Below are 23,884 nucleotides of genomic sequence, written 5' to 3'. Positions count from 1 at the left end.
CTTTTATGATCCAGACAAATTATATTTAATATATAAAAATATTAATAAAATTAAATTTATTTATTATAATTTTTTTTTATATATTCAAAAATATTATAACATAATTTTTTTATTCCAATTTTTTTTTTAGATGATATTAAATAATATTTTTTTATATATTTAAATTTTATTAATATTTTTTTGATATATATATCAATTTTTTCTCTATTTTTTAATAAATCTATTTTATTAAAAATTAACCATTGTTCTTTAAAAAAAAGTTTTTGATTAAATTTCTTTAGTTCATTATTAATTATATTAATATTATTAATAATTTTATTTATATTAGAAATATCAACTAAATGTAGTAATAAGTGACATCTTTCTAAATGTTTTAGAAAATTTAAACCTAAACCTTTACCCAATGCAGCATTTTTAATAATTCCTGGAATGTCTGCTATTAAAAATGAATTACCAATGTTATTTTTAACAACTCCTAATATAGGCTCAATTGTAGTAAATGGATAATTACCAATTTTAGTTTTTGCTTTAGATACTGTTTTAACAAATGTAGATTTTCCTGCATTAGGAAGACCCAACATTCCTATATCAGCTATTAAAATTAATTCTAATTTTAAAATTTTTATCTCACCTAAATTTCCTTTTGTATTTTGATACGGAGATCTATTGATAGAAGTTTTAAAATTTATATTTCCTAAACCATATTTACCACCGTGAACAATTAAAAATTTTTGATTATTTTTATTTAAATCTGCTAATATTATTTTTTTTTTAAAATCAATAATTCTAGTTCCTACTGGAATAGTTAAGATTAAATCTTTACCTTTTTTACCAGTACATTGATTTTTTTTTCCAGAAAATCCATTTTCAGCTAAATATTTTTTTTTAAAATGAAATTTACTTAGTGTATTAAGATTATGATCTGTTAAAAAATAAACATTACCACCATTTCCACCATTTCCACCATTAGGTCCACCTTTAGGTATGTATTTTTCTCGAAGAAAACTAATACATCCATCTCCTCCTTTACCTGCTTGTACAAATATTATTGCTTCATCAAAAAATTTCACTATTACTCCAAATAAAATAATATTTTAAAAATATAAATTTAATATATTAAAATTTTTGTGAAAATTTTATATATAAATTTATTTTATAAATAAATAGTTTAAATATTATTAAAAAGTTTTATATAGTAATTATATGAATATATTTTTTATGTTTTATTCCTTTCTTATTAAATTTTACTATTCCATTTTTTATAGCATACAAAGTATGATCTCTACCACATCCTACATTTGTACCTGCATGAAATTTTGTTCCTCTTTGACGCACAATAATAGATCCTGCTTGTATTTTTTCTCCACCAAAATGTTTTATACCTAATCTTTTAGAATGTGAATCTCTCCCATTTCTTGTAGATCCTCCAGCTTTTTTATGAGCCATATATATTACCTTTTTTATATATTAGATTTTAATTTTAATTATTTTAATAGTAGTAAAAAATTGACGATGTCCTTGCACTTTATGAAAATGTTTTCTTCTATGAAATTTAACTATTTTAATTTTTTTACTTCGTTTATGAGCAATTAATTTAGCTGTTATTGATGTTCCTTCAATTAATGGTTGTCCTATTTTCAAAATATTTTTATTATATATTAACAATATTTTATTAAATTCTATTATTTCTCCTATATTACCTTTAAATTTTTCTAGTTTTATAGTTTGTCCTTCTACAACTTTATATTGTTTCCCACCATTAATAAAAATAGCATACATATATAAATCCTTATTTATTAAAAATTTAAAATAAAATTAACATTTTATATTAAATTTTAAAGTTATTAAAATTATATATTATTATAAATATTTTAATATTTTATTCTTTTAATATTTGCTCCTAAACTAGAAAGTTTATTTTCAATATTTTCATATCCACGATCTATATGAGAAATATTATTAATAATAGTAATTCCAGAAGCAATACATCCAGCTAATACTAAACTTACTGAAGCTCTTAAATCAGTTGCTATAACTTCAGAACCAGAAAGTGATTTAATTCCTTTACATTTTAATATATTTTTTTTTAATATTATATTCGCGCCCATACGTATTAATTCTGGTACATACATAAAACGATTTTTAAAAATATTTTCTTTAATAGTACTAATACCTGTTGAAATTAAATTTAATAATGCAAATTGAGATTGCATATCAGTAGGAAAATTAGGATAAGGACCAGTTATTATATTAACAGATTTTGGTCTTTTACCATGCATATTAATGCTACACCAATTTTTTCCTATTTCAATTTCAGCACCTGTTTTTTTTAATTTATTTAAAACTATATTTAAATTATTTGGATTAGTATTTTTACATAATATTTTACTTTTACATATTGCTGCAGCCACTAAAAATGTTCCTGTTTCTATTCTATCTGATATAATTGTATAAACTCCTCCTTTTAGTTTTTTTACACCTTCAATAACAATTTTATTTGTTCCAGCACCTTGTATATTTGCTCCCATCGTATTTAAAAAATTAGCTAAATCTTGTATTTCTGGTTCTTTGGCAGCATTCTCTATAATTGTAACATTAGAAGCTAATGTAGCTGCTATTATTGTAGTAATAGTTGCACCTACACTAATATTTTTCATACATATAATGTTACCTTTAAAATTTGTTTTAATATATCCTTTAATATAATTTTTTTTTACATTAATATTTGCTCCTAATATTTTTAAACTATTTATATGTAAATCAATAGGTCTATCGCCAATAGAACATCCACCTGGAAATGATACATTAACTTTTCCAGTTCTTTTTAATAATGGACTTAAAATCCAAATAGATGCTCTAATAGATTTAATTAAATGGGAAGGTGGATTACATTGTAATATATTGATAGCATTTATTATTAATGATTTTTTTCTTTCAATTTTTACTCCTAATTTAATTAAAATTTTTATTGCTATATCAATATCTTTTAAGTTAGGAACGTTTTTTATTTCTACTATATCTTTAATTAAAAGTGATGCAAATAATATTGGTAATGCTGCATTTTTAGAACCAGAAATAGTTACTTTCCCTTTAAGTTTTACAGGTCCTTTAATAATAAACTTATCCATTATAATTATTCTCTATAATAAAAATTTTTAAATTTAAAAACAAATATAAAAAAACCAAATTTATTTAGAATTAAATAATTAATAATTTAAGATTATTAGTTTTTCAATTATTTATAATAAAAATAAATATTTTTATATTAATTTATATCTTATCGTTTAGAAAATTGAGGACTTTTTCTAGATTTTTTAAAACCTACTTTTTTTCGTTCTACTTTACGATCATCACGAGTAATAAATCCAGCTTTTCTTAATTTTTCTTTATAAATATTATTATATTTAATTAAAGCTCTAGTAATTCCATGACGTATAGCTCCTGCTTGTCCTGAAATTCCTCCACCTTTTACTGTAATATATAAATCTAATGTATTATTAATTTTTAATAATTCTAAAGGTTGTAATACTATCATTCTAGATGTATTTCTAGAAAAATATTTTTCTAAAGATTTATTATTTATATTAATTAATCCATTTCCTTTTTTAAGAAATATTCTAGCAGAAGAACTTTTTCTTCTTCCTGTTGCATAATTTTTATTATCTACAATCATTATAATAATCCTATCAAATATTTAAAATATAATGTTTTTGAGCTACATGTTTATGTTTTTTTCCAGAATAAATCTTTAATCTATTTAATATTAAATAACCTATTTTATTCTTAGGCAACATTCCTTTTACTGCATTTTTTATTACCCTATTAGGATAATTATTAATTAATTCATTTAATGATATTTTTTTTATTCCTCCAGCATAACCACTATGTTTGTAATATATTTTATTTTTTCTTTTATTACCTGTCACTTGAATTTTTTCTGCATTAATTACAGTGATGTAATCACCACAATCTATATGAGGACTATAAGTTATTTTATGTTTTCCCATTAAATAATAAGCTATTGCACTAGCTAATCTACCTAAAATTTTTTTTTTAGCATCAATAAGATACCATTTATGATAATTATTTACGTTATTTTCAATATAATACATATTAAAGTTACCTAAAGTATAAAACATATATTTTATATAAATAATATAAAAAATTTTTATAAAAAAATATTTAATTTATATAGATAATAATATAGTTAATTAATAAAATCAATTTATCTTTATAGCTAAAATTTTATTTTTTATATACACAATAATTAAATAATTATTGACATTTTAAATGATTTAATATTACAATTAATAATTAAAATATAAATATTTTATCTAAGTATGTATGTTAAAAATTTATTTGATTTACATTACTAATAATTTTCATTATATATAGAAATAATATTGTTTGTTATTTTATTGGTGATTTTATGTATAACAATTCTATAAAAAAAAAAGAAGAAATGTTAGTAAAAATATTTAAAAATTTAATTAAAAAAGAAAAATTTAGCACACAAATTGAAATTGTACGTGCTTTACAAGAAGAAGGATTTAATAAGATTAATCAATCTAAAGTCTCCAGAATGTTAACTAAATTTGGTGCAATAAGAACTAGAAATATTAAAATGGAAATGGTTTATTGTTTTCCTTTAGATTTAAGTGTACCAAATACTACTAGTTCACTAAGAAATTTAGTTTTAGATATTGATTATAATGATGTTTTAATTATTATTCATACTAGTCCTGGTGCGGCTCAACTAATAGCTCGTTTATTAGATTCTTTAGGTAAATCAGAAGGAATTCTTGGTACTATTGCTGGAGATGATACCATTTTTATTATTCCAACTCGTTTATTTAAAACTATTAATTTATATAATAATATTAAAATTTTATTTAAATAAAATTTTTCATATATATAAAATATGTTTTTTTATTTACTTTTATAAGAAAATTTTTTCATATATGGTTTTAAAATATTAGGTATTTTAATATTACCATTTTCTAATTGATAATTTTCCATTATAGCTGCTAAAGTTCTTCCAACAGCTAATCCAGATCCATTTAATGTATGAATAAAAATATTTTTATTTTCATTCATTTTTCTATATCTAGCTTTTATTCGCCTAGATTGAAAATCAGACATATTAGAACAAGATGAAACTTCATAATATTTTTCTTTTGATGGAAACCATACTTCTAAATCATATGTTTTGCTAGAAGCAAAACCCATATCTCCTGTACATAAAAGCATTTTTCTATAAGGTAATTTTAAAAGTTTTAACACTTTTTCTGCATGTTGAGTAATAATTTCTAATGTTTTTAAAGAATCTTCAGGACGTACTAATTGTACTAATTCTACTTTATCAAATTGATGTGTACGAATTAAACCTTTATTATATTGTCCATAAGATCCAACTTCAGATCGAAAACATGGGCTATGTGCTACCAATTTTATTGGTAATGTATTTTCTTTTATAATTTTATTATAAACTATATTAGTTAACGGTACTTCTGCTGTGGGAATTAAAGAATATTGATTCTTATCATGATGATTGATTGATTTAATATGAAAAATATCATCACTAAATTTAGGTAATTGACCCGTACCATATAAAGTTTTATTTTTAACTATATAAGGTACATAAATTTCTTCATAATTATGATAAAAAACATGTAAATCTAACATAAATTGAATTAAAATCCTATGTAAATAGGCTATTAACCCTCTCATTACTACAAATTTTGATCCACTTAAAATAACACCGGATTCAAGATCTATTCCATTGTTTAATGATCCTAATTCTAAATGATTTTTTATTGGAAAATTATAAGATGGAATATCACCCCATTTTTTTATCTCTTTATTATCTTGATTATTTTTCCCATAAGGAACATCATCTAATGGAATATTTGGAATTATTTCATAAATATTTTTTATATCATTTTTTATATTTGTTATTTTTTTTTTTAATAAAAATAATTCATTATTAATTTTATTGATTTGATTTTTACAATAATCAAAATTTGCAGTATTTTTTTTTATTAAATCTTTAGATTTATTTTTTTTTTTTATTTGCAATTGTTCTATTTTTATTTGTAAATTTTTTCTTTTTTGTTCTAATTTACTTATTAAATCAATATCTAATATAAAATTTCTTTTTTTAAGCATTTGAGATACATATTTTATATTAAAACGAAACAAATTAGGATCTAACATATATTTTTTAATACCTTACATATATTTATATTTTATTATAATGATTAATAAAAGATTAATAAATAATTATTTAATATTAATTATTAAATTATATATTTATATATTATGATAAAAGTTATATAATTAATATAATTAATTAATAATGAATATATTTATTTTATAGATCCTAATAACTTTTAATAATTTTTATAAAAATTATAAAAAATTTATGAAAAATACACAACATACAAAACTTTTAATTTTAGGATCTGGTCCTGCAGGTTATACTGCAGCTATATATTCTGCTAGAGCAAATCTTAAACCAATATTAATAACTGGGATAGATATAGGTGGTCAATTAATGAAAACTACAAATATAGAAAATTGGCCTGGAAGTTTTCCTAGTATATCTAGCAAAAAATTAATGAATAATTTATATAATCATGCATTGTCTTTTAAAACAAATATAATAAATGATTATATAATAAAAGTAAATTTCAAAAAAAAACCTTTTTGCTTAACAGGAAATTTTTTTAATTATACATGTGATAGTTTAATTATTGCTACAGGAGCAACACCAAAATTTTTAGGATTAAATTCTGAAAAAAAATTTATAGGTAAAGGAATTTCCTCTTGTGCTATTTGTGATGGATCTTTTTATTATAATAAAAAAATTGCTGTAGTAGGTGGTGGTAATACTGCTATAGAAGAAGCTTTATATTTATCTAACATAGCTTCAGAAGTTCATGTAATACATAGAAAATCTTTTTTTAGTGCTGAAAAAATATTAATTAATAAATTACTTGAAAAAGTAAAAAATAATAATATTAAATTACATTATCCTTATATAGTAAAAGAAATATTAGGTAATAAATCAGGAGTAACAGGAATAAAAATTTTTTCTTTAAAAAATACAGAAAATTATAAAATAATAAATTTATATGGTATTTTTATTTCTATAGGAACTATACCAAATACTAATTTATTTAAAAATTCGTTAAAATTAGATAATGATGGATATATTATTACTAATAATATATCAAAAAATAATTTTAATTCTACACAAACTAATATTAAAGGTATTTTTGCTGCTGGTGATGTAATGGATAATGTATATAGACAAGCCATCACATCAGCTGCTACTGGTTGTATGGCTGCTTTAGATGCTCAAAATTATTTAAGGAAAAATTTTTAAATGTTTTATACACTATTTATTAAATTTAATTTAAATTTTAAATATATGTTATTTTAGCGACTGCGAAAAATAATTCTTCCTTTACTTAAATCATAAGGTGTTAATTCTACAGTAACTTTATCTCCTGTAAGAATTCTAATATAATTTTTTCTCATTTTACCTGAAATATGAGCAATTACTGTATGTCCATTTTCTAGCTTTACATGAAAAACAGTGTTAGGTAATGTATTTAAAACTATTCCTTGCATTTCTATATTATCTAATTTAGACATTAATTTATTTCCTTAATTATTTATTTAATATTTAAATATTTTTTTTATCATTCATTGTATTATTATTTATATATTTCCAATATTTTCCTTTTTTATTAACTAAATCATTGTAATGTCCTTTTTCAATAAAACAACCATTATCCATAAAATATATAAAATCCATTTTTTTCATAATATTAATATTATGAGTAATAATGACTATTGTTTTTTTTTTAAATATAGAAAATATTAATTTTAAAATATTATAAGATGTAATATTATCTAAACCTTCTGTTGGTTCATCTAATAATATTAAGTTTCCATTATGTAATATTGCTCTTGCAATAGCTAATCTTTTTAACTCTCCACCTGATAAACTTCTACCTCCTTCTCCCATCCATAATTCTAAACCTTTATTATTATCAATTAATTTATTTAATCCTACAAGATGTATAATTTTTATTAAATATTCATAATTGATATTATAATTATTTTGATTATTTAATAATAAGTTATTTTTTAATGTATCACTAAAAAGATATATACGTTGATTTATTACACTGATATTTTTTCTTAAAATAGATAGATCCCATAATTTTAAATTAATATTATTTAAGTATATAATACCTTTAATAGGATCCCAAGCTCTAGTTAATAACATTAATAATGTTGATTTTCCACAACCATTATGTCCTGTAATAGCTATTTTTTCATTAGCTTTTATAAACAAAGATAAATTTTTTAATATTAGTAAAGGTTGTTGAGGATAACTAAAAGAAATATTATCAATATTAATAATAATATTATGTTTTCTTTCTGTAAAATTTTTTTTTTGTTTAGCAAAATTTATAATTGGTTTTTGATATATAATCATAAAAATTTGTTTAGCTGATAATAATACTTCACTAATATTATGGAAAATATTACCTATAGGTAATAATAAATGAGATAGTGTAATTAAACAAAGTAAAAAAGATATAATATAAAATTTAGAATTTAGATTATGAGATAAATATAAATTACTATATATTAATAAAGTTATTATGTTAATTCCATTAATAATAATTATTATTGATTGTGATTGTGCATTATAATTATTTTTTTTATATTGTATATTTTTCCATTGTGTTTCTAAAAAATAAATTTTTTTTCTAATTATATTAATACCTTCAAATATTCTATATTCTATTTGATAATATAGATAATTACTTATATACAAATAATATTTATTTCTATAATAAATATTATTTTTACCAATAGATTTACTTAAATTATAAAAATATATTGAATGTAATAATAATGAAAAAAATAAAATTGAACAAAGTATAATAGACAGTGTTAAACTAAAAAAACTTAAATTAATTAATATGATTATAATAGTTACAAATAAACTAATAATAGGTGATAAAATTTGTATATATAAATGATCTAAAGTTTCAATATCTGAAATTAACGTATTTAATATGTCACTATTATTTAAATATTGTAAATTAGAAGGATATAAAGGAAAAATTTTACAAAATATCATAATTCTTAAATTTTTTAATACTTGTAAAGTACTATCATGTTTAATAATTTTTTCAAAATATTTAGTTACGGTTTTTATTAGTGAGATAATTCTAATTAAAGCAGAAGGAACTATATAATTATAATTAATACTATTACTTATTAATTTAAATAAAAAAGTAGAAGTTAATAACCAACCAGATATCACTGATAAAGAAATGCTCATTAAATTAGTAATTATTGTTATTAATATACCAAAACAAAGAATTTTTACATATTTTTTATAATTTTGTAAAAAATATAATAAATAAAACATTTGTTTTAACTCCTAATTTTTATGTTTAAAACTCTATATTATTTTTATCAATTTATTTAATAATTTTATTATTTATTATTTTTTTTACAATTTTTCCATTATCCATTTCCCAAACTTGATTACAAAATTTAACTTGATATAATTTATGTGTTATTATTAAAATTGTTTTCATATATTGATAATTATATAAAGAATTTATAATATCTCTTTCACTATTCATATCAATATTTGCAGTAGGCTCATCTAATAATAATAAATTATGATTTTTGATTAAAGCTCTTGCTATGATTATTCTTTGTATTTGTCCTACTGATAATCTTATATTTTGTTCTCCAATAATTGTATCTAGTCCATCAGGAAAATTTTTTAAAAAATTCTTAATTTTTGTAATTTTAATAATATTTTGTATTTTATTTATATCAATATTTTTGTCAAAAAATAAATTTTTTCTTATTGTTTTTCCAGGAAGGCTAGCATTTTGTCCTACCCAAGATATTTTTTTATACCAATCATTTAAATTTATATTTTTTAATTCAATATTATTAATTTTTAATGATCCATTGTATGGTAAAAATCCTAAAAAAACATTAAATAATGTAGTTTTTCCACAACCACTAGAACCTATTATTCCTATATGTTCACCTTGAGAAATTTTAAATGAAATAGGACCTATTAATATATTTCCTTCTATACTTTTTACTATTAATTTTCTAGCTTGAATAAAAATATTGTTTTCATTAAAAGGTAAATTATTTGTTTTCGTAAAAGATTTTGTAGGATTATTTTTTAAAAATTGTAAGATTAAATCTGCTGCACCTATAGATTTAGATTTTATATGATAAAGCAAACCTAAATTAATAAAATATTGAAAATATTCAGAAGTTAAAATTAATATAAAAAAGCTATTAAATATAGTAATACTTTTTCCATAAAAACCTAATTTGAATATATTTAAATATGAAAAACTAAAATAAATAGCAATAGAAGCTAATGCAATAGAAGAAAAAAATTCTAAAACTGCAGATGTTAAAAAAGCAATTTTTAATATTTCCATACTTTTTTTTCTAAATTTCTCAATAAAAATTGCTATTTTATTAATTTCTATTTTACTCATATCAAATAAACGTATTGTTTCTATACCTAATAATCTATCTAAAAATAAACCATTTAAAATAGATAATATTTTAAAATTTTTTTTATTTTTTTGAGCAGTTTGACTACCAATTAAAATGATAAAACATATAGTAAATATACTAATTATTATTAATAATAAACTTGCAAGCCAACTAATAGTTAATATTGTAATTAATATTATTATAGGAGATATAATAGATACTAATAATTGAGGAATATATTTATTATAAAAATCTTGTATATTTTCTGTTTGGTCTATTATTAATGATAATATACTACCTAAAGTTTTTTTTTTTATATTAATGAGATAAATTTGTTCAAATTTATCTAGAATTTTATTTCTAATAGCAATTTTTATTAATTGACTATAATTATAATTAACTCTATTTATAATAAGATTTAATAATGCTTTACATATAAAACACAAAACTAACATTATATAATAATAAAATAATTTATTTATTTTAACTTCAAAAAATAAATATTGTACTTGAATAGCTAAAATCCAATTTTGAAAAATTATTATACTTATATTTAAAATATTTAATAAAAAAGATAATTTTAATAATTTACTTGCAAAAGAACTCTGTTTATTTAACCATTTTATTAATTTTTTTTCTTGAAATTTTTTCATAGCAACAATTATTTATTATTATATTTTGTATACTATATTTGTATTATAAATATAATATAATTTATAAAATTTAAATTTTAAATTTTTTATTTAATAAAATTATGTATATTTAAAGGAGCTAAACCGTTTAATTGTTCTTCTATTCTTATTAATTGATTGTATTTAGCTGTTCGTTCTGAACGACTCATTGATCCTGTTTTAATTTGTCCAGCATTTATACCTACAGATAAATCTGCAATAAAAGTATCTTCAGTTTCTCCAGAACGATGAGATATAATCACTTTATATCCATTTTTTTTTGCCATTTTAATAGTAGATAATGTTTCAGTTAAAGAACCAATTTGATTAAGTTTTATTAAAATAGCATTAGCTATTCCAAGATTTATACCTTTTTTTAAAAGTTTTGTATTAGTAACAAATAAATCATCACCAACTAATTGAATATGATTTCCTAATATTTTTGTTTGGTAAGCAAATCCTTCCCAATCAGATTCATCTAATCCATCTTCTATAGAAACTATAGGATATTTTTTTATTAAATTACAAAAAAAATAAGTTAATTCTTTATAATTTAAACTTAATCCTTCACCTTTTAAATGATATTTATTTTTATAAAATAGTTCAGAAGCTGCACAATCAATAGCAAAAGTAATATCTTTACCTAAAGTAAATCCAGCATTTTTTATAGCCTCTGAAATAATCTCAAATGCATCACTATTTTTATTTAGATTAGGTGCAAAACCTCCTTCATCTCCTACAGAAGTAATTAATTTATAAGATTTTAATACTTTATATAAATGATGAAAAATTTCTGATCCAATTTTAACTGCTTCTTTTATATTTTTTGCACAAATAGGTTGTATCATAAATTCTTGAATATCAAGATTATTATCTGCATGTTTTCCTCCATTAATAATATTGATCATTGGTAATGGCATTGTAAACTCATTAGATGTTCCATTAATATCAGCAATATGTTGATATAATGGAATATTTTTAAATAGAGCAGCAGCTCTAGCATTTGCTAATGATACAGCTAAAATAGCATTTGCTCCAAGAATATATTTTTTTTCAGTACCATCTAAACTAATCATAAGATTATCAATATTAGACTGATCTAATGAATCTTGATTTATCAAAATTTGATTTATATTTTTGTTAATTGAATTAATAGCTTTGAGTACTCCTTTTCCTAAAAAACGATTTTTGTCATTATCACGTAACTCTATAGCTTCTTTGGAACCAGTTGAAGCTCCAGATGGTACAGAAGCTCTACCAATAGATCCATTATTTAATTGTACTTCTGCTTCAACTGTTGGATTTCCTCTAGAGTCTATTATTTCTCTACCAATAATTTTTTTTATTTTAAACATTATTTTATCCTATTTAAATTTAATTTAAGTTAATTTTTTTTTCATAGAAGCCTCAATAAAACCTATAAATAATGGATGTCCCTCATGAGGATTAGAAATAAATTCTGGATGAAATTGGCAACTAATAAACCATGGATGATTAGAAATTTCAATAATTTCAATAAACGATTGATTTTTTGATTTTCCTGCTATTAATAAACCATGCTGAATCAGTTTATTAATAAAAAAATTATTTACTTCATATCTATGACGATGTCTTTCAATAATATAATTAGTTTTATAAAGTTGATATGATAAACTTAATTTATTTAGTTTGCATATTTGATTTCCTAATCTCATTTTTCCTTGTAAGCTTTTCTTAACATTAAAATTAATATTTATATTATTTTGATTATTATTTTTATCAATTAATTTTATGATAGGATTTTTACAATTTAAATTAAATTCAGTTGAGTCTGCATCAACTATTCCAACCACATTTCGTGAAAACTCAATTAAAGCTATATGCATTCCTAAACATATTCCAAAATAAGGAATATTATTTTTTCTTGCATATTCTACCGTTTTTAATTTTCCTTTGATACCTTTAGAACCGAAACCACCAGGAATTAAAATTCCATCAAATTTATTTAAAAGATCTGTTCCTTGATCATTTACTAATTTAGAACTAATTAGTTTGATATAAACATGAACTTGATTTTTTAATCCTCCATGTTTTAAGGCTTCTATTACTGATTTATATGCATTAGGTAATTTAGTATAATTTCCTATTATACCAATAGTAACATAACCTTTAGGATTAAATTCCCTATTAAGAATTTTTTTCCATTTAATAAGTTTAGTATCTGGTAAATTAAATTTAAATTTATTACATATATAATTATCTAAACCCTGTTTTTTTAATAAAAAAGGTATTTTATATATAGAATTAACATCTTTTAAAGAAATAATAACTTTTTTTGATAAATTTAAAAATGAAGCAATTTTAATTTTTTCAAAACTAGACATTGTATAATTAGATCGACAGATTAATACATCTGGTTGAACAGTTATTGATAATAATTCTTTTATAGAATATTTTATAGGTCTAATTTTTATTTTTTTAATAGTTTTTATATATGATAATAAAGTTAAATGAATATAAATTGTTTTATCTTTTCCTACATCTATTGATATTTGGCGCATAGCTTCAAGGAAAGGTAAAGATTCTATATCTCCAACTGCACCACCTATCTCTACTAATATTATATCATATCCTTTATTTCCTAAATTAGTTATGTGTTTTTTTATACTATCAGTAATATGAGGAATAACCTGAATTTTAACTCCAAAATATTTTTTTTGTTTTTCTTTTTTTAGTATTTCAGAATATATATGACCAATAGTAAAATTATTATAACGAGACATTTTTGTATTTATAAATCTTTCATAATGTCCAAGATTTAAATTAGTTTCTGCACCATCACCAGTAACAAATATTTCTCCATGTTGATTAGGGCTCATAGTTCCTGCATTTATATTAATATATGGATCTAATTTTATTATAGTTACTTTTAAACCTCTATTTTCAAGAATTGAGGCTAATGAAGCTGTAGTTATTCCTTTACCTAAAGAAGAAGTTACACCTCCAGTAATAAAAATATAATTTACATTCATTTTTATTCCAAAAAATTTAATAATTATAAATTAATTGATATATTTATAATGTTTTACCATTAAATAAATAATAAAATATTTATTAATATATATTTATAAGAATTAATTATAATTAATATTTTTTTTATAATATTGTTTTAGATAAAATCTTATTTGTTTTTTTTTATAAAAATAAATATATTAAATACTTATCAATATTATTACATTTAATATTTATAAAATCATTTAATTTTTTATATAAAAATATATTTAAAATGTTTAAATAAACTATTTTCATTTTTATAGAATCATAAAAAATTTTACTAAAAAAACAAAAATAATATATTAAATATCTTGTATATTTAATTATTAAATTTTCTTAAAAAAAATTAATAATACGTTCCATTATATATCAAAGAATATTTTTAATAGAATTAATATTCTTTATTCATTCTACTAATAGATAATAAAATCTCTTTCTTAGCAATATCTACATTTTCCCATTTATTAATTTTAACCCATTTACCATGCTCTAAATCTTTATAATGTTTAAAAAAATGAACTATTTTATTTTTTAATAAAACAGATAAATCATCAATATTATTAATATTATTATAATCTTGAGAAATCTTCTTATGTGGAACAGCTATTATTTTAATATCTTTTCCAGATTCATCTGTCATATTTAATAGTCCAATAGGACGACATCGAATAACAGAACCTGGCAAGATAGGATATTGAGTATATACTAATACATCTAAAGGATCACCATCCAAAGATAATGTATTATTTATATAACCATAATTACAAGGATAAAACATTGTTGTAGAAATAAAACGATCAACAAATAATACTCCTAACTGTTTATTTACTTCATATTTTATTGGTGCTGAATTAGAAGATATTTCAATAATTACATTAATATCATTTGGTATTTGATTTCCAGCTGATACTTTATTTAAATTCATAATATATTATTTAAATTCTATATAATAAATATATAAAATGATATCAAATATATATTAATTATGTCAAAGAGTAATATACAATTAATTGATATAAAATAAAATAAAAAATAAAAAAAATGAAAATTTTTTCACAAATTATAGAACAACGTTCTAAATTGGAATCTAAAATATTAAATTCTGTAGTATTAGCTAAAAAAGAAACTAAAAATTTTGAAATAACAATTAAAAAAATAATTGGATTTAATATCCATATTCGTTATGGAATAACAGAGATATCAGAATTTTATAATAATGAATTATTTTCTATTAATATTTATAAAAATCATAAAAAAGGATATTCTGAAACAAATAATTTATCTATAAATAATATAAAAAATACCATATATAATGCAATTAATTTAAGTAATTATACAGTTTATGATAAATATTTAGGATTACTTAAATATAAATTATTTATTTTTAATAATATTAATTTAGATCTTTTTCATATACCTAATATAAATAAAATGAAATATATTCTTCTTCTTAAAGAAAGTGAAGAAATTGCATTAAATACAGATAAACGTATTATAAATAGTAATGGAGGAGATTTTAATAGTTTTGCAATGATTCATATATTTGCAAATAGTCTAGGAGTATTACAAAGTTATATTTCAACATATTATTCATTATATCTTTCTGTTATAGCTCAAGAAAATAACAAAATGGAATATAGTTGTTCATATTCTATATCCAGATCTCCTTCTAATTTATATTCTTCTAAAATATTAGGTGAAGATAGTGCACAAAAATCATTAAACAAATTAGGGGCACGTAAAATAAAAACTCAAAAATCTCCAATAATTTTTTATAATGAAATATCTTTTCTTTATTTAAACATTTAGCAGAGTTAATTAATGGATACTATGTTTATCAAAAATTAACATTTTTATTTAATTCATTAAATAAAATGATTTTTCCAGAATAGTTAAGTATTATAGAAAATCCTCATGTTTTACAAGGTTTAGGATCTAAACCATTTGATAATGAAGGAGTGCATATAAAAAAAATAACAATAGTAAAAAATGGAATATTACAAACATGGTTATTAAATAATTATACTTCAAAACAATTAAATATGGAAAATAATGGACATTCAGGAGGAATATATAATTGGTATATTAATAATAAAAATAATATAGATTATAATACTTTAATAAAAAAAATGAATAATAGTTTAATTATAACAGAATTAATGTCTGATGGAATTAATAATATTACAGGAGATTATTCTCGTGGTGCATCTGGTTTTTGGGTTGAGAATGGAAAAATTAAATTTCCAGTTAATGAAATAATAATATCTTCAAATTTAAAAAAAATATGGTTATCTATTTTAGATATTAGTAATGATATTGAAAAAAGAAATTCTATTCAATGCGGATCAATTCTTATATCTGAAATGATAATTTCAGGAATTTAAATATTATATAATTAATATTATTTATAATATAATATTTTATGGATAATTATAATTATTATATACTGATATTTATTTTATAAAATTATGACTACAGGACATTTATTTATTATTTCTGCTCCTAGTGGAACTGGAAAATCTTTACTTTTAAAATTATTATTAAAAAATAATAAATTTAAATTTAATATAAAATTATCAATTTCTTATACAACTAGAATCAAACGTACAGGTGAAGTAGATAATGAAGATTATTTTTTTATATCAAAAAAAAAATTTCAAACAATGATAAAAAATAACGAATTTTTAGAATATGCAAAAGTTTTTGGAAATTATTACGGCACTTCTAAAAAAAATATTAATAATATGCTACAAAATAATACAGATATTTTTTTAAATATTGATTGGCAAGGTGCAAAACAAGTTAGGAAAAAAATTCCTCAAGTTTGTAGTATATTTATATTACCTCCATCAATAGAAGAATTATACAAAAGATTAAATCTTAGAGGTAAAGATCATATAGACATAATTAATAAACGTATATTACAATCAAAAAAAGAAATATATCATTTTTATGAATATGATTATCTAATTATTAATAATAATATTAATGATGCAAAATTTGATTTACAAAATATTATTTATGCAGAACATTTAAAAATAAAAACACAATTTAATATATATAATAATTTTATTAATAAATTATTAAATGAGTAGTTTAAATTTATTTTTTTATTATAGATTTCATATATAGGTTTAATATGGCCAGATTAACTGTAGAAGATGCAATAAAAAAAATTGGGAATCGTTTTGATTTAATTCTTATAGCTGCAAAAAGAGCAAGACAAATACAAATAAGAGGTAAAAGTCCTTTATTATCTAAAAAAAATGATAAAACAACAGTTTTAGCATTAAGAGAAATTGAACAAGGATTAATAAACAAAAAAATTTTAAATGATCATGAAAACTTTGAAGATCAAGAATCTAATTCTATTAAAATTAAATCTATGAATTATTATTAACGAAAGATATTTCTTTATTAAGATAAAAAATATTATCTAAATAAATAATAATTACAAAATTTTTATATAAAAACTACTATATGGTATTAGTATATAAATAAATAATTTTAAATTATATAATTATATTTTATATATCAATATTTATTGCTTTTAAAGCATTATTTTTAATAAATAATCTTCTTGGTTCTACTTCATCTCCCATTAATGTAGAAAATAATTTATCTGCATTAATTGCATCTTGTATGGTAACTTTTAACATATTTCTGGTTAAAGGATTCATTGTTGTTTCCCATAATTGATTTGGATTCATTTCTCCTAATCCTTTATATCTTTGTATAGTAAAACTTTTTTTAGATTCTTGAAATAACCATTTCAATCCTTCTTCAAAAGAAGTTATATATTTATATTTTTCGTTACTTTTTATCAAATAAATTTTATTTATTTTTAATAAATATAATTTTTTACCTAAAAAACAAATTTTTTGATATTCATTACTATTAATAAAATTTTTATTTAAAAAATATTCACTTTTATTTCCATATTTATTTTCATAAATTATTGGTTCAAAAATATTTAATTCTGAATTTTTTATTATATAACCAGAATATGTAATATTAGTAAATTTACTATTCAAATAAAAAATAAAATTATTTAACCATAAATTAACATATTCATAAGAATCTAAATTTTGTAAAGGAGAATTATATAGTAACGAATGTAATATTTTAAATGTAAAACGATATTTTAAGTATTTTGTTAATTTTTTAAAATTATTGTATTCTTGTACTAAACTAAATAATTTATTTCCAGATAATTTTTCTTGTATTTTTTTAAAATAAAACACTGCTTTTTTTAAAGCTATATTTAATTTAAAAATTTCCATATCTTCATTATTTTTAATATAAGATTCTTTATTACCTATTTTAATTTTATATAAAGGTGGTTGTGCTATATAAATATAACCTTTTTTAATGATTTCTGGCATCTGGCGATAAAAAAAAGTTAGAAGTAAAGTTCTAATATGTGCACCATCGACGTCGGCATCTGTCATAATAATTATATTGTGATAACGTAGTTTTTCTAAATTGTAATTTTCAGAATTAATATTACATCCTAAAGCTGTAATTAAAGTAATAATTTCTTGAGAAGATATAATTTTACTAAATTTAGCTTTTTCTACATTTAAAATTTTTCCTTTTAAAGGTAAAATAGCTTGATTTTTCCTATTTCTGCCTTGTTTAGCCGATCCTCCCGCAGAATCTCCTTCAACCAAATAAATTTCAGATAATTTTGGATTATTTTCTTGACAATCTGATAATTTTCCTGGTAGCCTAGATATTTCTGTAAAATTTTGTTTACGAGTTATTTCTCTTGTTTTTCTAGCAGCATCTCTAACTTTTGCTGCATAAAGAATTTTTTCTACTATATTTTTTGCATCTGATGGATTTTCTAATAAAAAAAACATTAATTGTTCATTTATACAAGATTCTACAGCAGATTTTACTTCAGAAGAAACAAGTTTATCTTTTGTTTGAGAAGAAAATTTAGGTTCTGAAATTTTAATAGATATAATAGCTATTAATCCTTCTCTTGTATCTTCACCTATTGTATTAATTTGATTTTTTTTAATATATCTTTCTTTATCTATATATGATTTTAAAGTTCTTGTTATAGATGTTTTTAATCCTACTAAATGAGATCCACCCTCAAATTGAGGAATATTATTTGTAAAACAATATATACGTTCTTTAAAAGAACTATTCCATAACATAGCAACTTCAATATTAATATTATTTTTTTTTACATTAAAATAAAAAATTTTTTTATGAATAGCTTTTTTATTATTTAAATATTTAATAAAAGCTTTAATTCCACCTTTATAACAAAAATTATCTTGTTTATTATTATTTTCATCTTTAATAGTAATAGAAATTCCTGAATTTAAAAATGATAATTCTCTTAATCTATTAGATAAAATTATATAATCAAAATGTTTAATTTTAGTAAAAATTTTATGACTAGGCCAAAAACGAATATGAGTTCCAGTTTCTGTGCTTGTTCCTATAACATGTATTTTGGTTTGAGGTATTCCATTACAATATAATTGTTTATATAGTTTACCATTTCTTTTAATAATTAATTCTAATTTTTCAGATAATGCATTTACTACAGAAATTCCAACTCCATGTAAACCACCAGATATCTTATATGATATATTATCAAACTTCCCTCCAGAATGTAATACTGTCATAATTACTTCTGCTGCTGATGTATTCGTTTCTTTATGTATTCCAGTAGGAATACCTCTACCATCATCTTTAATAGAAATAGAATTATCATTATGTATGATAACATTAATATGTTTACAATAACCAGATAGAGATTCATCAATAGCATTATCTACTACTTCAAATACCATATGATGTAATCCAGTACCATCATCTATATCTCCAATATACATTCCAGGTCTTTTTTTTACTGCATCAAGTCCTTTTAATATTTTTATACTAGATGAATCATAATAATTATTTATCAAATTTAACTCTCATTATGTTTTGAATAATTTTATTATATTAATTATAGAATTAATAATAAAAATCATTAAGCAAGTTTTAAATTCTCATTGGCATGATCAAATAAACTTTATTATTTTCAATAATATCTTCTATTTTTATACTAGAGATAGAATCTATTAATGAAATTTTTATATATTTGTTTTTTAACGTATTTAATACATCTATTAAATATTCAATATTTAAAGATATTTCTATATTAGATTTTATATCATTAAATTCTTCTTCTATACTTAATAAATCTTCTGCTTGTTCATTATCAATATTACTTCCTAATATTTTTAAATATTTTTTATTGAATAATAATGTTACACCTTTTGTTTTTTTATTAACTAAAATAGAAATACGAATTAAGGAATTTTTAAAAAGTATTCTATTTATTTTAATAATTTTATAAAAATTTTGAGGTATAATTTTTGTATATTCTGGAAAAGAATTTTCAATAAGTTTAGATGTAAATTTTAAATTTTTTAAATTAAAACTAATATTATTATTATTTATTTTAATTTTTACTATATCATTATTATTATTTAATAAACGTAATAATTCTATTATACTTTTTTTAGGAATTATAACTGAATAATTTATTATTGCTTCATTTATTACAATACTACAAATTGATAATCTATGACCGTCAGTAGAAACCATATTTAATATATTATTTTTAATTTGAAATAAAGCTCCATTTAAATATTGTCTTATATCTTGATTTGCTATTGAAAAATAAGTGGCATCTATTAATACTTTTAATATTTTATTTGTTAAAAAAAATTCTAATTGACTTTCCCAGTATGCAATTACTGGGAAATTTATAGAAGGTAAAGTAGACATAATAAATTTACATTTTTCTGATGAAATTATTACTTGATTATTATCATTAATTGATATATTTATATTAGAATTTATAGGGAAACTTTTACATATATCATAAAATTTTTTACCGGCTATAGTAATAGAAAAATCATATTTATTTTGTAAATTTTTTAAAAAAGTGATTATTTCTATCTCTAAATTAGTACTTTTAAAGCAAATATTATTATATTTAACTTCTATTAAAATATTATTTATAATAGGTATTATTGGTCTATTATGAATAATACTTACTATTTTTTTTAATGGAATAATTAATTGTTCTCTGTTAATAATAACATATTTCATATTTATATAAATAAATAATATTTAAAATTTTAAATATTATTATATAGTTTAAAACTATTAAAATGATTTATTCTTAAATAACGTGAAACTATTATACATTAATTTAATTATATTAATCAATAATATTCATTATTAATTAAAATAATTAATTTTATTAAAATTGTATAAATATATTTTTATTTATGTAATAATAAACAATATAACTGTAATTAGGTAATATACAATGAAACGTACTTTTCAACCGTCTATAATAAAAAAAAAACGAATTCATGGATTCAGAGTTAGAATGTCAACAAAAAATGGAAGACAAATTTTAAATAGACGTCGTGCTAAAGGTCGAATGCGTTTAAGCATATCTGATAAAAAATAAATTGCAAAATTTAAATGAATAATTTAGATTTTTCTAAAAAAAAACGTTTATTATCATGTAATTTTAATTTTATTTTTAACAAACCATATAAAAAAAGTAATGAATATTACACTATTTTAAGCAAAAAAAATATATTTCAATATTCAAGATTAGGTATAATAATACCTAAAAAAATTATTAATAAATCACATATTAGAAATAAAATAAAAAGAATCATTCGTGAATATTTTCGTTTAAATCAATATAAATTACCTATTAGAGATTTTATTGTTATATTAACAAATAAAAAATTAATTAGTATTAATTATATTAATTTTAAAAAATATTTAAAAAAATTATGGAATATATATTAATATGTGATTTAGTTAATATTATTAATATTAAAAAATAAATTTATAGTTGTAAATATGTAAAATTTTTAATAAAAAATAAATTATTATGAAGATAAATTTATATAGAAATTTAATAATTACTATATTGAAAAAATAATAGAGAAAAATAAATAATGGATTCGCAACGAAATATAATTATTATTACTTTTATTTTAATTAGTTTTTTTATTTGGTATAATTGGCAAAAAATAAATAATTATATAAGTTATAATAAATATATAAAACATCAAAACACTACAAAAACTAATTTTAAACAAATTAATTTATATAACAATAGAAAAATTATAGTTAAAACTGATACATTTCTATTATCTATTGATCCTAATGGAGGTAATATTGATACAGTACAATTAATAAATTATTCAGAACAATTACATTCTAAAAAATTATTTACTTTTTTAAGTAAAAATTTAGGTTATACTTATCAAGTAAGTAGCGGTGTTTTTCAAAAAAATAAAAATAATTTTGAAAATAGTTTTGAAAATCCTTTTTTTTGGTCGAATCAAAAATTTTTTCAATTAGAAAAAAATAAAAATGTATTAAAAGTTCCTTTATTTTATTTTAAAAATAATATTTTATATGTCAAAACTTTTATTTTTAAAAGAAAAAATTATTCTATAAATATAGAACAACAATTTTTTAATAAAAGCAATAAAACTATAGAAATAGGAATATTTGGTCAAATTAAACAAACTGTTAATATACCACAAAAATATTTAAATAAAAAAAATAATATATCTGTTAAAGCCTTTAGAGGAATAGCTTATTCAACTGAAAAATATAAGTATAAAAAACATACATTTAATGATGTTTTAGAAAATAAAAATATTAATTTTAACTCTAATCAGGGATGGATTGCTATGTTACAACAATATTTTGCCACTGCTTTAATTTTACCTCAAAATAAAAATAATATAGTATATACAAAAAAAATTGATAATAATACTATAGGCATAAATTTTAAATCATCTACAACTATTATTTTGCCTAAACATAAAAAAATTTTATTATCGACTCTTTGGATTGGTCCTGAAATTCAAGCACAAATGGCAAAAGTTGCTCCTTTTTTAGATTTTACTGTTGATTATGGTATGTTATGGTTTTTATCTAAACCATTATTTAAACTACTTAATTTATTGTATAAATTAATAGGTAATTGGGGTATAGCTATAATTGCTATTACTTTAATAGTAAGAATTGTAATGTATCCTTTGTCTAGAACACAATATATTACTATTGCTAAAATGCGTATTTTACAACCAAAAATAAAAAAAATTAAAGCAAAATATTCAAATGATAAACATCTATTAAGTCAAGAAATCATAAAATTATACAAAAAAGAAAAATTAAATCCTTTAGGAGGATGTTTACCTTTTGTAATACAAATGCCAATATTTTTAGCATTATATTATATGTTAATAAATTCTGTAGAATTACGTCATGCTCCGTTTATTTTTTGGATTAAAGATTTATCATCACAAGATCCTTATTATGTATTACCTGTAATAATGAGTATTACTATGTATTTTATTCAAAAAACATCAAAAAATACATATGATGACCCTATACAAAAAAAAATTATGAATATAATACCAATTTTTTTTAGTTTGTTTTTTTTATGGTTTCCTTCTGGTCTAGTTTTATATTATATAATAAGTAATATATTAACAATAATACAACAAAAACTTATTTATTCTAAATATAAATAA

24 protein-coding genes are annotated in these 23,884 nt (G+C 19.5%); 9 read left to right on the top strand and 15 right to left on the bottom strand.

Going from position 1 to position 23,884, the window contains the following annotated elements; all coding sequences use genetic code 11:
* Positions 1 to 56: 56 nt before the first annotated feature.
* The 6 genes from cgtA to rplM all read right to left on the bottom strand — a co-directional run bounded on the left by cgtA (position 57) and on the right by rplM (position 4,112).
* On the bottom strand, positions 57 to 1,070 hold the full coding sequence (cgtA, locus tag GJT80_RS02455; RefSeq protein ID WP_168867792.1) for an Obg family GTPase CgtA: 1,014 nt from the start codon (positions 1,068 to 1,070) through the stop codon (positions 57 to 59).
* Positions 1,071 to 1,188: 118 nt separating this feature from the next.
* Positions 1,189 to 1,446 (bottom strand): 50S ribosomal protein L27, encoded by a 258-nt coding sequence (gene rpmA / locus GJT80_RS02450; RefSeq protein ID WP_168867791.1) that lies wholly within the window; start codon positions 1,444 to 1,446, stop codon positions 1,189 to 1,191.
* A gap of 21 nt (positions 1,447 to 1,467) precedes the next feature.
* Positions 1,468 to 1,779, bottom strand: a complete 312-nt coding sequence (rplU, locus tag GJT80_RS02445) for a 50S ribosomal protein L21 (RefSeq protein WP_168867790.1) — start codon at positions 1,777 to 1,779, stop codon at positions 1,468 to 1,470.
* A 92-nt stretch (positions 1,780 to 1,871) separates the two neighbouring features.
* A complete protein-coding gene (gene murA / locus GJT80_RS02440) occupies positions 1,872 to 3,128 on the bottom strand; it encodes a UDP-N-acetylglucosamine 1-carboxyvinyltransferase (protein WP_168867789.1) in 1,257 nt (418 codons plus the stop codon).
* 149 nt (positions 3,129 to 3,277) lie between these two features.
* Entirely contained in the window at positions 3,278 to 3,673 is a 396-nt protein-coding gene (rpsI, locus tag GJT80_RS02435; protein ID WP_168867788.1) for a 30S ribosomal protein S9, read from the bottom strand.
* Between the two features lie 13 nt (positions 3,674 to 3,686).
* Positions 3,687 to 4,112 carry a 50S ribosomal protein L13 gene (rplM, locus tag GJT80_RS02430; RefSeq protein WP_168867787.1) on the bottom strand — a complete coding sequence of 142 codons (426 nt, stop codon included), beginning with the start codon at positions 4,110 to 4,112 and terminating at the stop codon, positions 3,687 to 3,689.
* A gap of 317 nt (positions 4,113 to 4,429) precedes the next feature.
* Here rplM and argR point away from each other — a divergent pair, with 317 nt between their 5' ends.
* Positions 4,430 to 4,900: a transcriptional regulator ArgR gene (gene argR / locus GJT80_RS02425; protein ID WP_168867786.1), complete on the top strand. Its 471-nt coding sequence runs from the start codon at positions 4,430 to 4,432 to the stop codon at positions 4,898 to 4,900.
* A 29-nt stretch (positions 4,901 to 4,929) separates the two neighbouring features.
* Here the strand turns inward: argR and serS are convergent, their stop codons facing one another.
* Positions 4,930 to 6,216 (bottom strand): serine--tRNA ligase, encoded by a 1,287-nt coding sequence (gene serS / locus GJT80_RS02420; protein WP_168867785.1) that lies wholly within the window; start codon positions 6,214 to 6,216, stop codon positions 4,930 to 4,932.
* A 208-nt stretch (positions 6,217 to 6,424) separates the two neighbouring features.
* On the opposite strand from serS, the gene trxB reads away from it, so the two are divergent.
* Complete coding sequence (gene trxB, locus GJT80_RS02415) at positions 6,425 to 7,390, top strand: thioredoxin-disulfide reductase (RefSeq protein ID WP_168867784.1); 966 nt, start codon at positions 6,425 to 6,427, stop codon at positions 7,388 to 7,390.
* Positions 7,391 to 7,443: 53 nt separating this feature from the next.
* Here trxB and infA read toward each other — a convergent pair whose 3' ends face one another.
* The 6 genes from infA to ppa all read right to left on the bottom strand — a co-directional run bounded on the left by infA (position 7,444) and on the right by ppa (position 15,207).
* Positions 7,444 to 7,662: a translation initiation factor IF-1 gene (gene infA / locus GJT80_RS02410; RefSeq protein WP_168867783.1), complete on the bottom strand. Its 219-nt coding sequence runs from the start codon at positions 7,660 to 7,662 to the stop codon at positions 7,444 to 7,446.
* 31 nt (positions 7,663 to 7,693) lie between these two features.
* Positions 7,694 to 9,463, bottom strand: a complete 1,770-nt coding sequence (locus GJT80_RS02405; protein WP_168867782.1) for an ATP-binding cassette domain-containing protein — start codon at positions 9,461 to 9,463, stop codon at positions 7,694 to 7,696.
* A 52-nt stretch (positions 9,464 to 9,515) separates the two neighbouring features.
* Positions 9,516 to 11,231 carry an ATP-binding cassette domain-containing protein gene (locus tag GJT80_RS02400; RefSeq protein WP_168867781.1) on the bottom strand — a complete coding sequence of 572 codons (1,716 nt, stop codon included), beginning with the start codon at positions 11,229 to 11,231 and terminating at the stop codon, positions 9,516 to 9,518.
* Between the two features lie 86 nt (positions 11,232 to 11,317).
* Positions 11,318 to 12,604, bottom strand: a complete 1,287-nt coding sequence (gene eno, locus GJT80_RS02395; RefSeq protein ID WP_168867780.1) for a phosphopyruvate hydratase — start codon at positions 12,602 to 12,604, stop codon at positions 11,318 to 11,320.
* 24 nt (positions 12,605 to 12,628) lie between these two features.
* Positions 12,629 to 14,260: a CTP synthase gene (gene pyrG / locus GJT80_RS02390; protein ID WP_168867779.1), complete on the bottom strand. Its 1,632-nt coding sequence runs from the start codon at positions 14,258 to 14,260 to the stop codon at positions 12,629 to 12,631.
* A gap of 413 nt (positions 14,261 to 14,673) precedes the next feature.
* On the bottom strand, positions 14,674 to 15,207 hold the full coding sequence (gene ppa / locus GJT80_RS02385) for an inorganic diphosphatase (protein WP_168867778.1): 534 nt from the start codon (positions 15,205 to 15,207) through the stop codon (positions 14,674 to 14,676).
* Between the two features lie 116 nt (positions 15,208 to 15,323).
* Between ppa and GJT80_RS02380 the strand changes: the two genes are divergently transcribed.
* The 4 genes from GJT80_RS02380 to rpoZ all read left to right on the top strand — a co-directional run bounded on the left by GJT80_RS02380 (position 15,324) and on the right by rpoZ (position 17,682).
* Complete coding sequence (locus tag GJT80_RS02380; protein ID WP_168867777.1) at positions 15,324 to 16,091, top strand: metalloprotease PmbA/TldD family protein; 768 nt, start codon at positions 15,324 to 15,326, stop codon at positions 16,089 to 16,091.
* Positions 16,092 to 16,180: 89 nt separating this feature from the next.
* Positions 16,181 to 16,666 carry a metallopeptidase TldD-related protein gene (locus GJT80_RS02375; RefSeq protein ID WP_168867821.1) on the top strand — a complete coding sequence of 162 codons (486 nt, stop codon included), beginning with the start codon at positions 16,181 to 16,183 and terminating at the stop codon, positions 16,664 to 16,666.
* 84 nt (positions 16,667 to 16,750) lie between these two features.
* Entirely contained in the window at positions 16,751 to 17,377 is a 627-nt protein-coding gene (gmk, locus tag GJT80_RS02370; protein ID WP_168867776.1) for a guanylate kinase, read from the top strand.
* Positions 17,378 to 17,421: 44 nt separating this feature from the next.
* Positions 17,422 to 17,682: a DNA-directed RNA polymerase subunit omega gene (gene rpoZ / locus GJT80_RS02365; RefSeq protein WP_168867775.1), complete on the top strand. Its 261-nt coding sequence runs from the start codon at positions 17,422 to 17,424 to the stop codon at positions 17,680 to 17,682.
* Between the two features lie 127 nt (positions 17,683 to 17,809).
* On the opposite strand, the gene gyrB is transcribed toward rpoZ, so the two are convergent.
* Together gyrB and dnaN are read right to left on the bottom strand one after the other, a co-directional pair.
* A complete protein-coding gene (gene gyrB / locus GJT80_RS02360; protein ID WP_168867820.1) occupies positions 17,810 to 20,215 on the bottom strand; it encodes a DNA topoisomerase (ATP-hydrolyzing) subunit B in 2,406 nt (801 codons plus the stop codon).
* A gap of 79 nt (positions 20,216 to 20,294) precedes the next feature.
* A complete protein-coding gene (gene dnaN / locus GJT80_RS02355; RefSeq protein ID WP_168867774.1) occupies positions 20,295 to 21,413 on the bottom strand; it encodes a DNA polymerase III subunit beta in 1,119 nt (372 codons plus the stop codon).
* 223 nt (positions 21,414 to 21,636) lie between these two features.
* On the opposite strand from dnaN, the gene rpmH reads away from it, so the two are divergent.
* The 3 genes from rpmH (at position 21,637) to yidC (ending at position 23,884) form a co-directional block, all read left to right on the top strand.
* Positions 21,637 to 21,783, top strand: a complete 147-nt coding sequence (gene rpmH, locus GJT80_RS02350; protein ID WP_168867773.1) for a 50S ribosomal protein L34 — start codon at positions 21,637 to 21,639, stop codon at positions 21,781 to 21,783.
* Positions 21,784 to 21,797: 14 nt separating this feature from the next.
* Positions 21,798 to 22,136, top strand: a complete 339-nt coding sequence (rnpA, locus tag GJT80_RS02345) for a ribonuclease P protein component (RefSeq protein ID WP_168867772.1) — start codon at positions 21,798 to 21,800, stop codon at positions 22,134 to 22,136.
* Between the two features lie 152 nt (positions 22,137 to 22,288).
* The gene (gene yidC, locus GJT80_RS02340) at positions 22,289 to 23,884 is read left to right on the top strand and encodes a membrane protein insertase YidC (RefSeq protein WP_168867771.1); all 1,596 of its coding nucleotides are present in this window, start codon (positions 22,289 to 22,291) and stop codon (positions 23,882 to 23,884) included.

Origin of the sequence: Enterobacteriaceae endosymbiont of Plateumaris braccata (assembly GCF_012563325.1) — a bacterium.
Classification (GTDB): domain Bacteria; phylum Pseudomonadota; class Gammaproteobacteria; order Enterobacterales; family Enterobacteriaceae.
The sequence above is the reverse complement of the archived record's forward strand: the minus strand, read 5'-3'. Positions and strand labels throughout refer to the sequence as shown.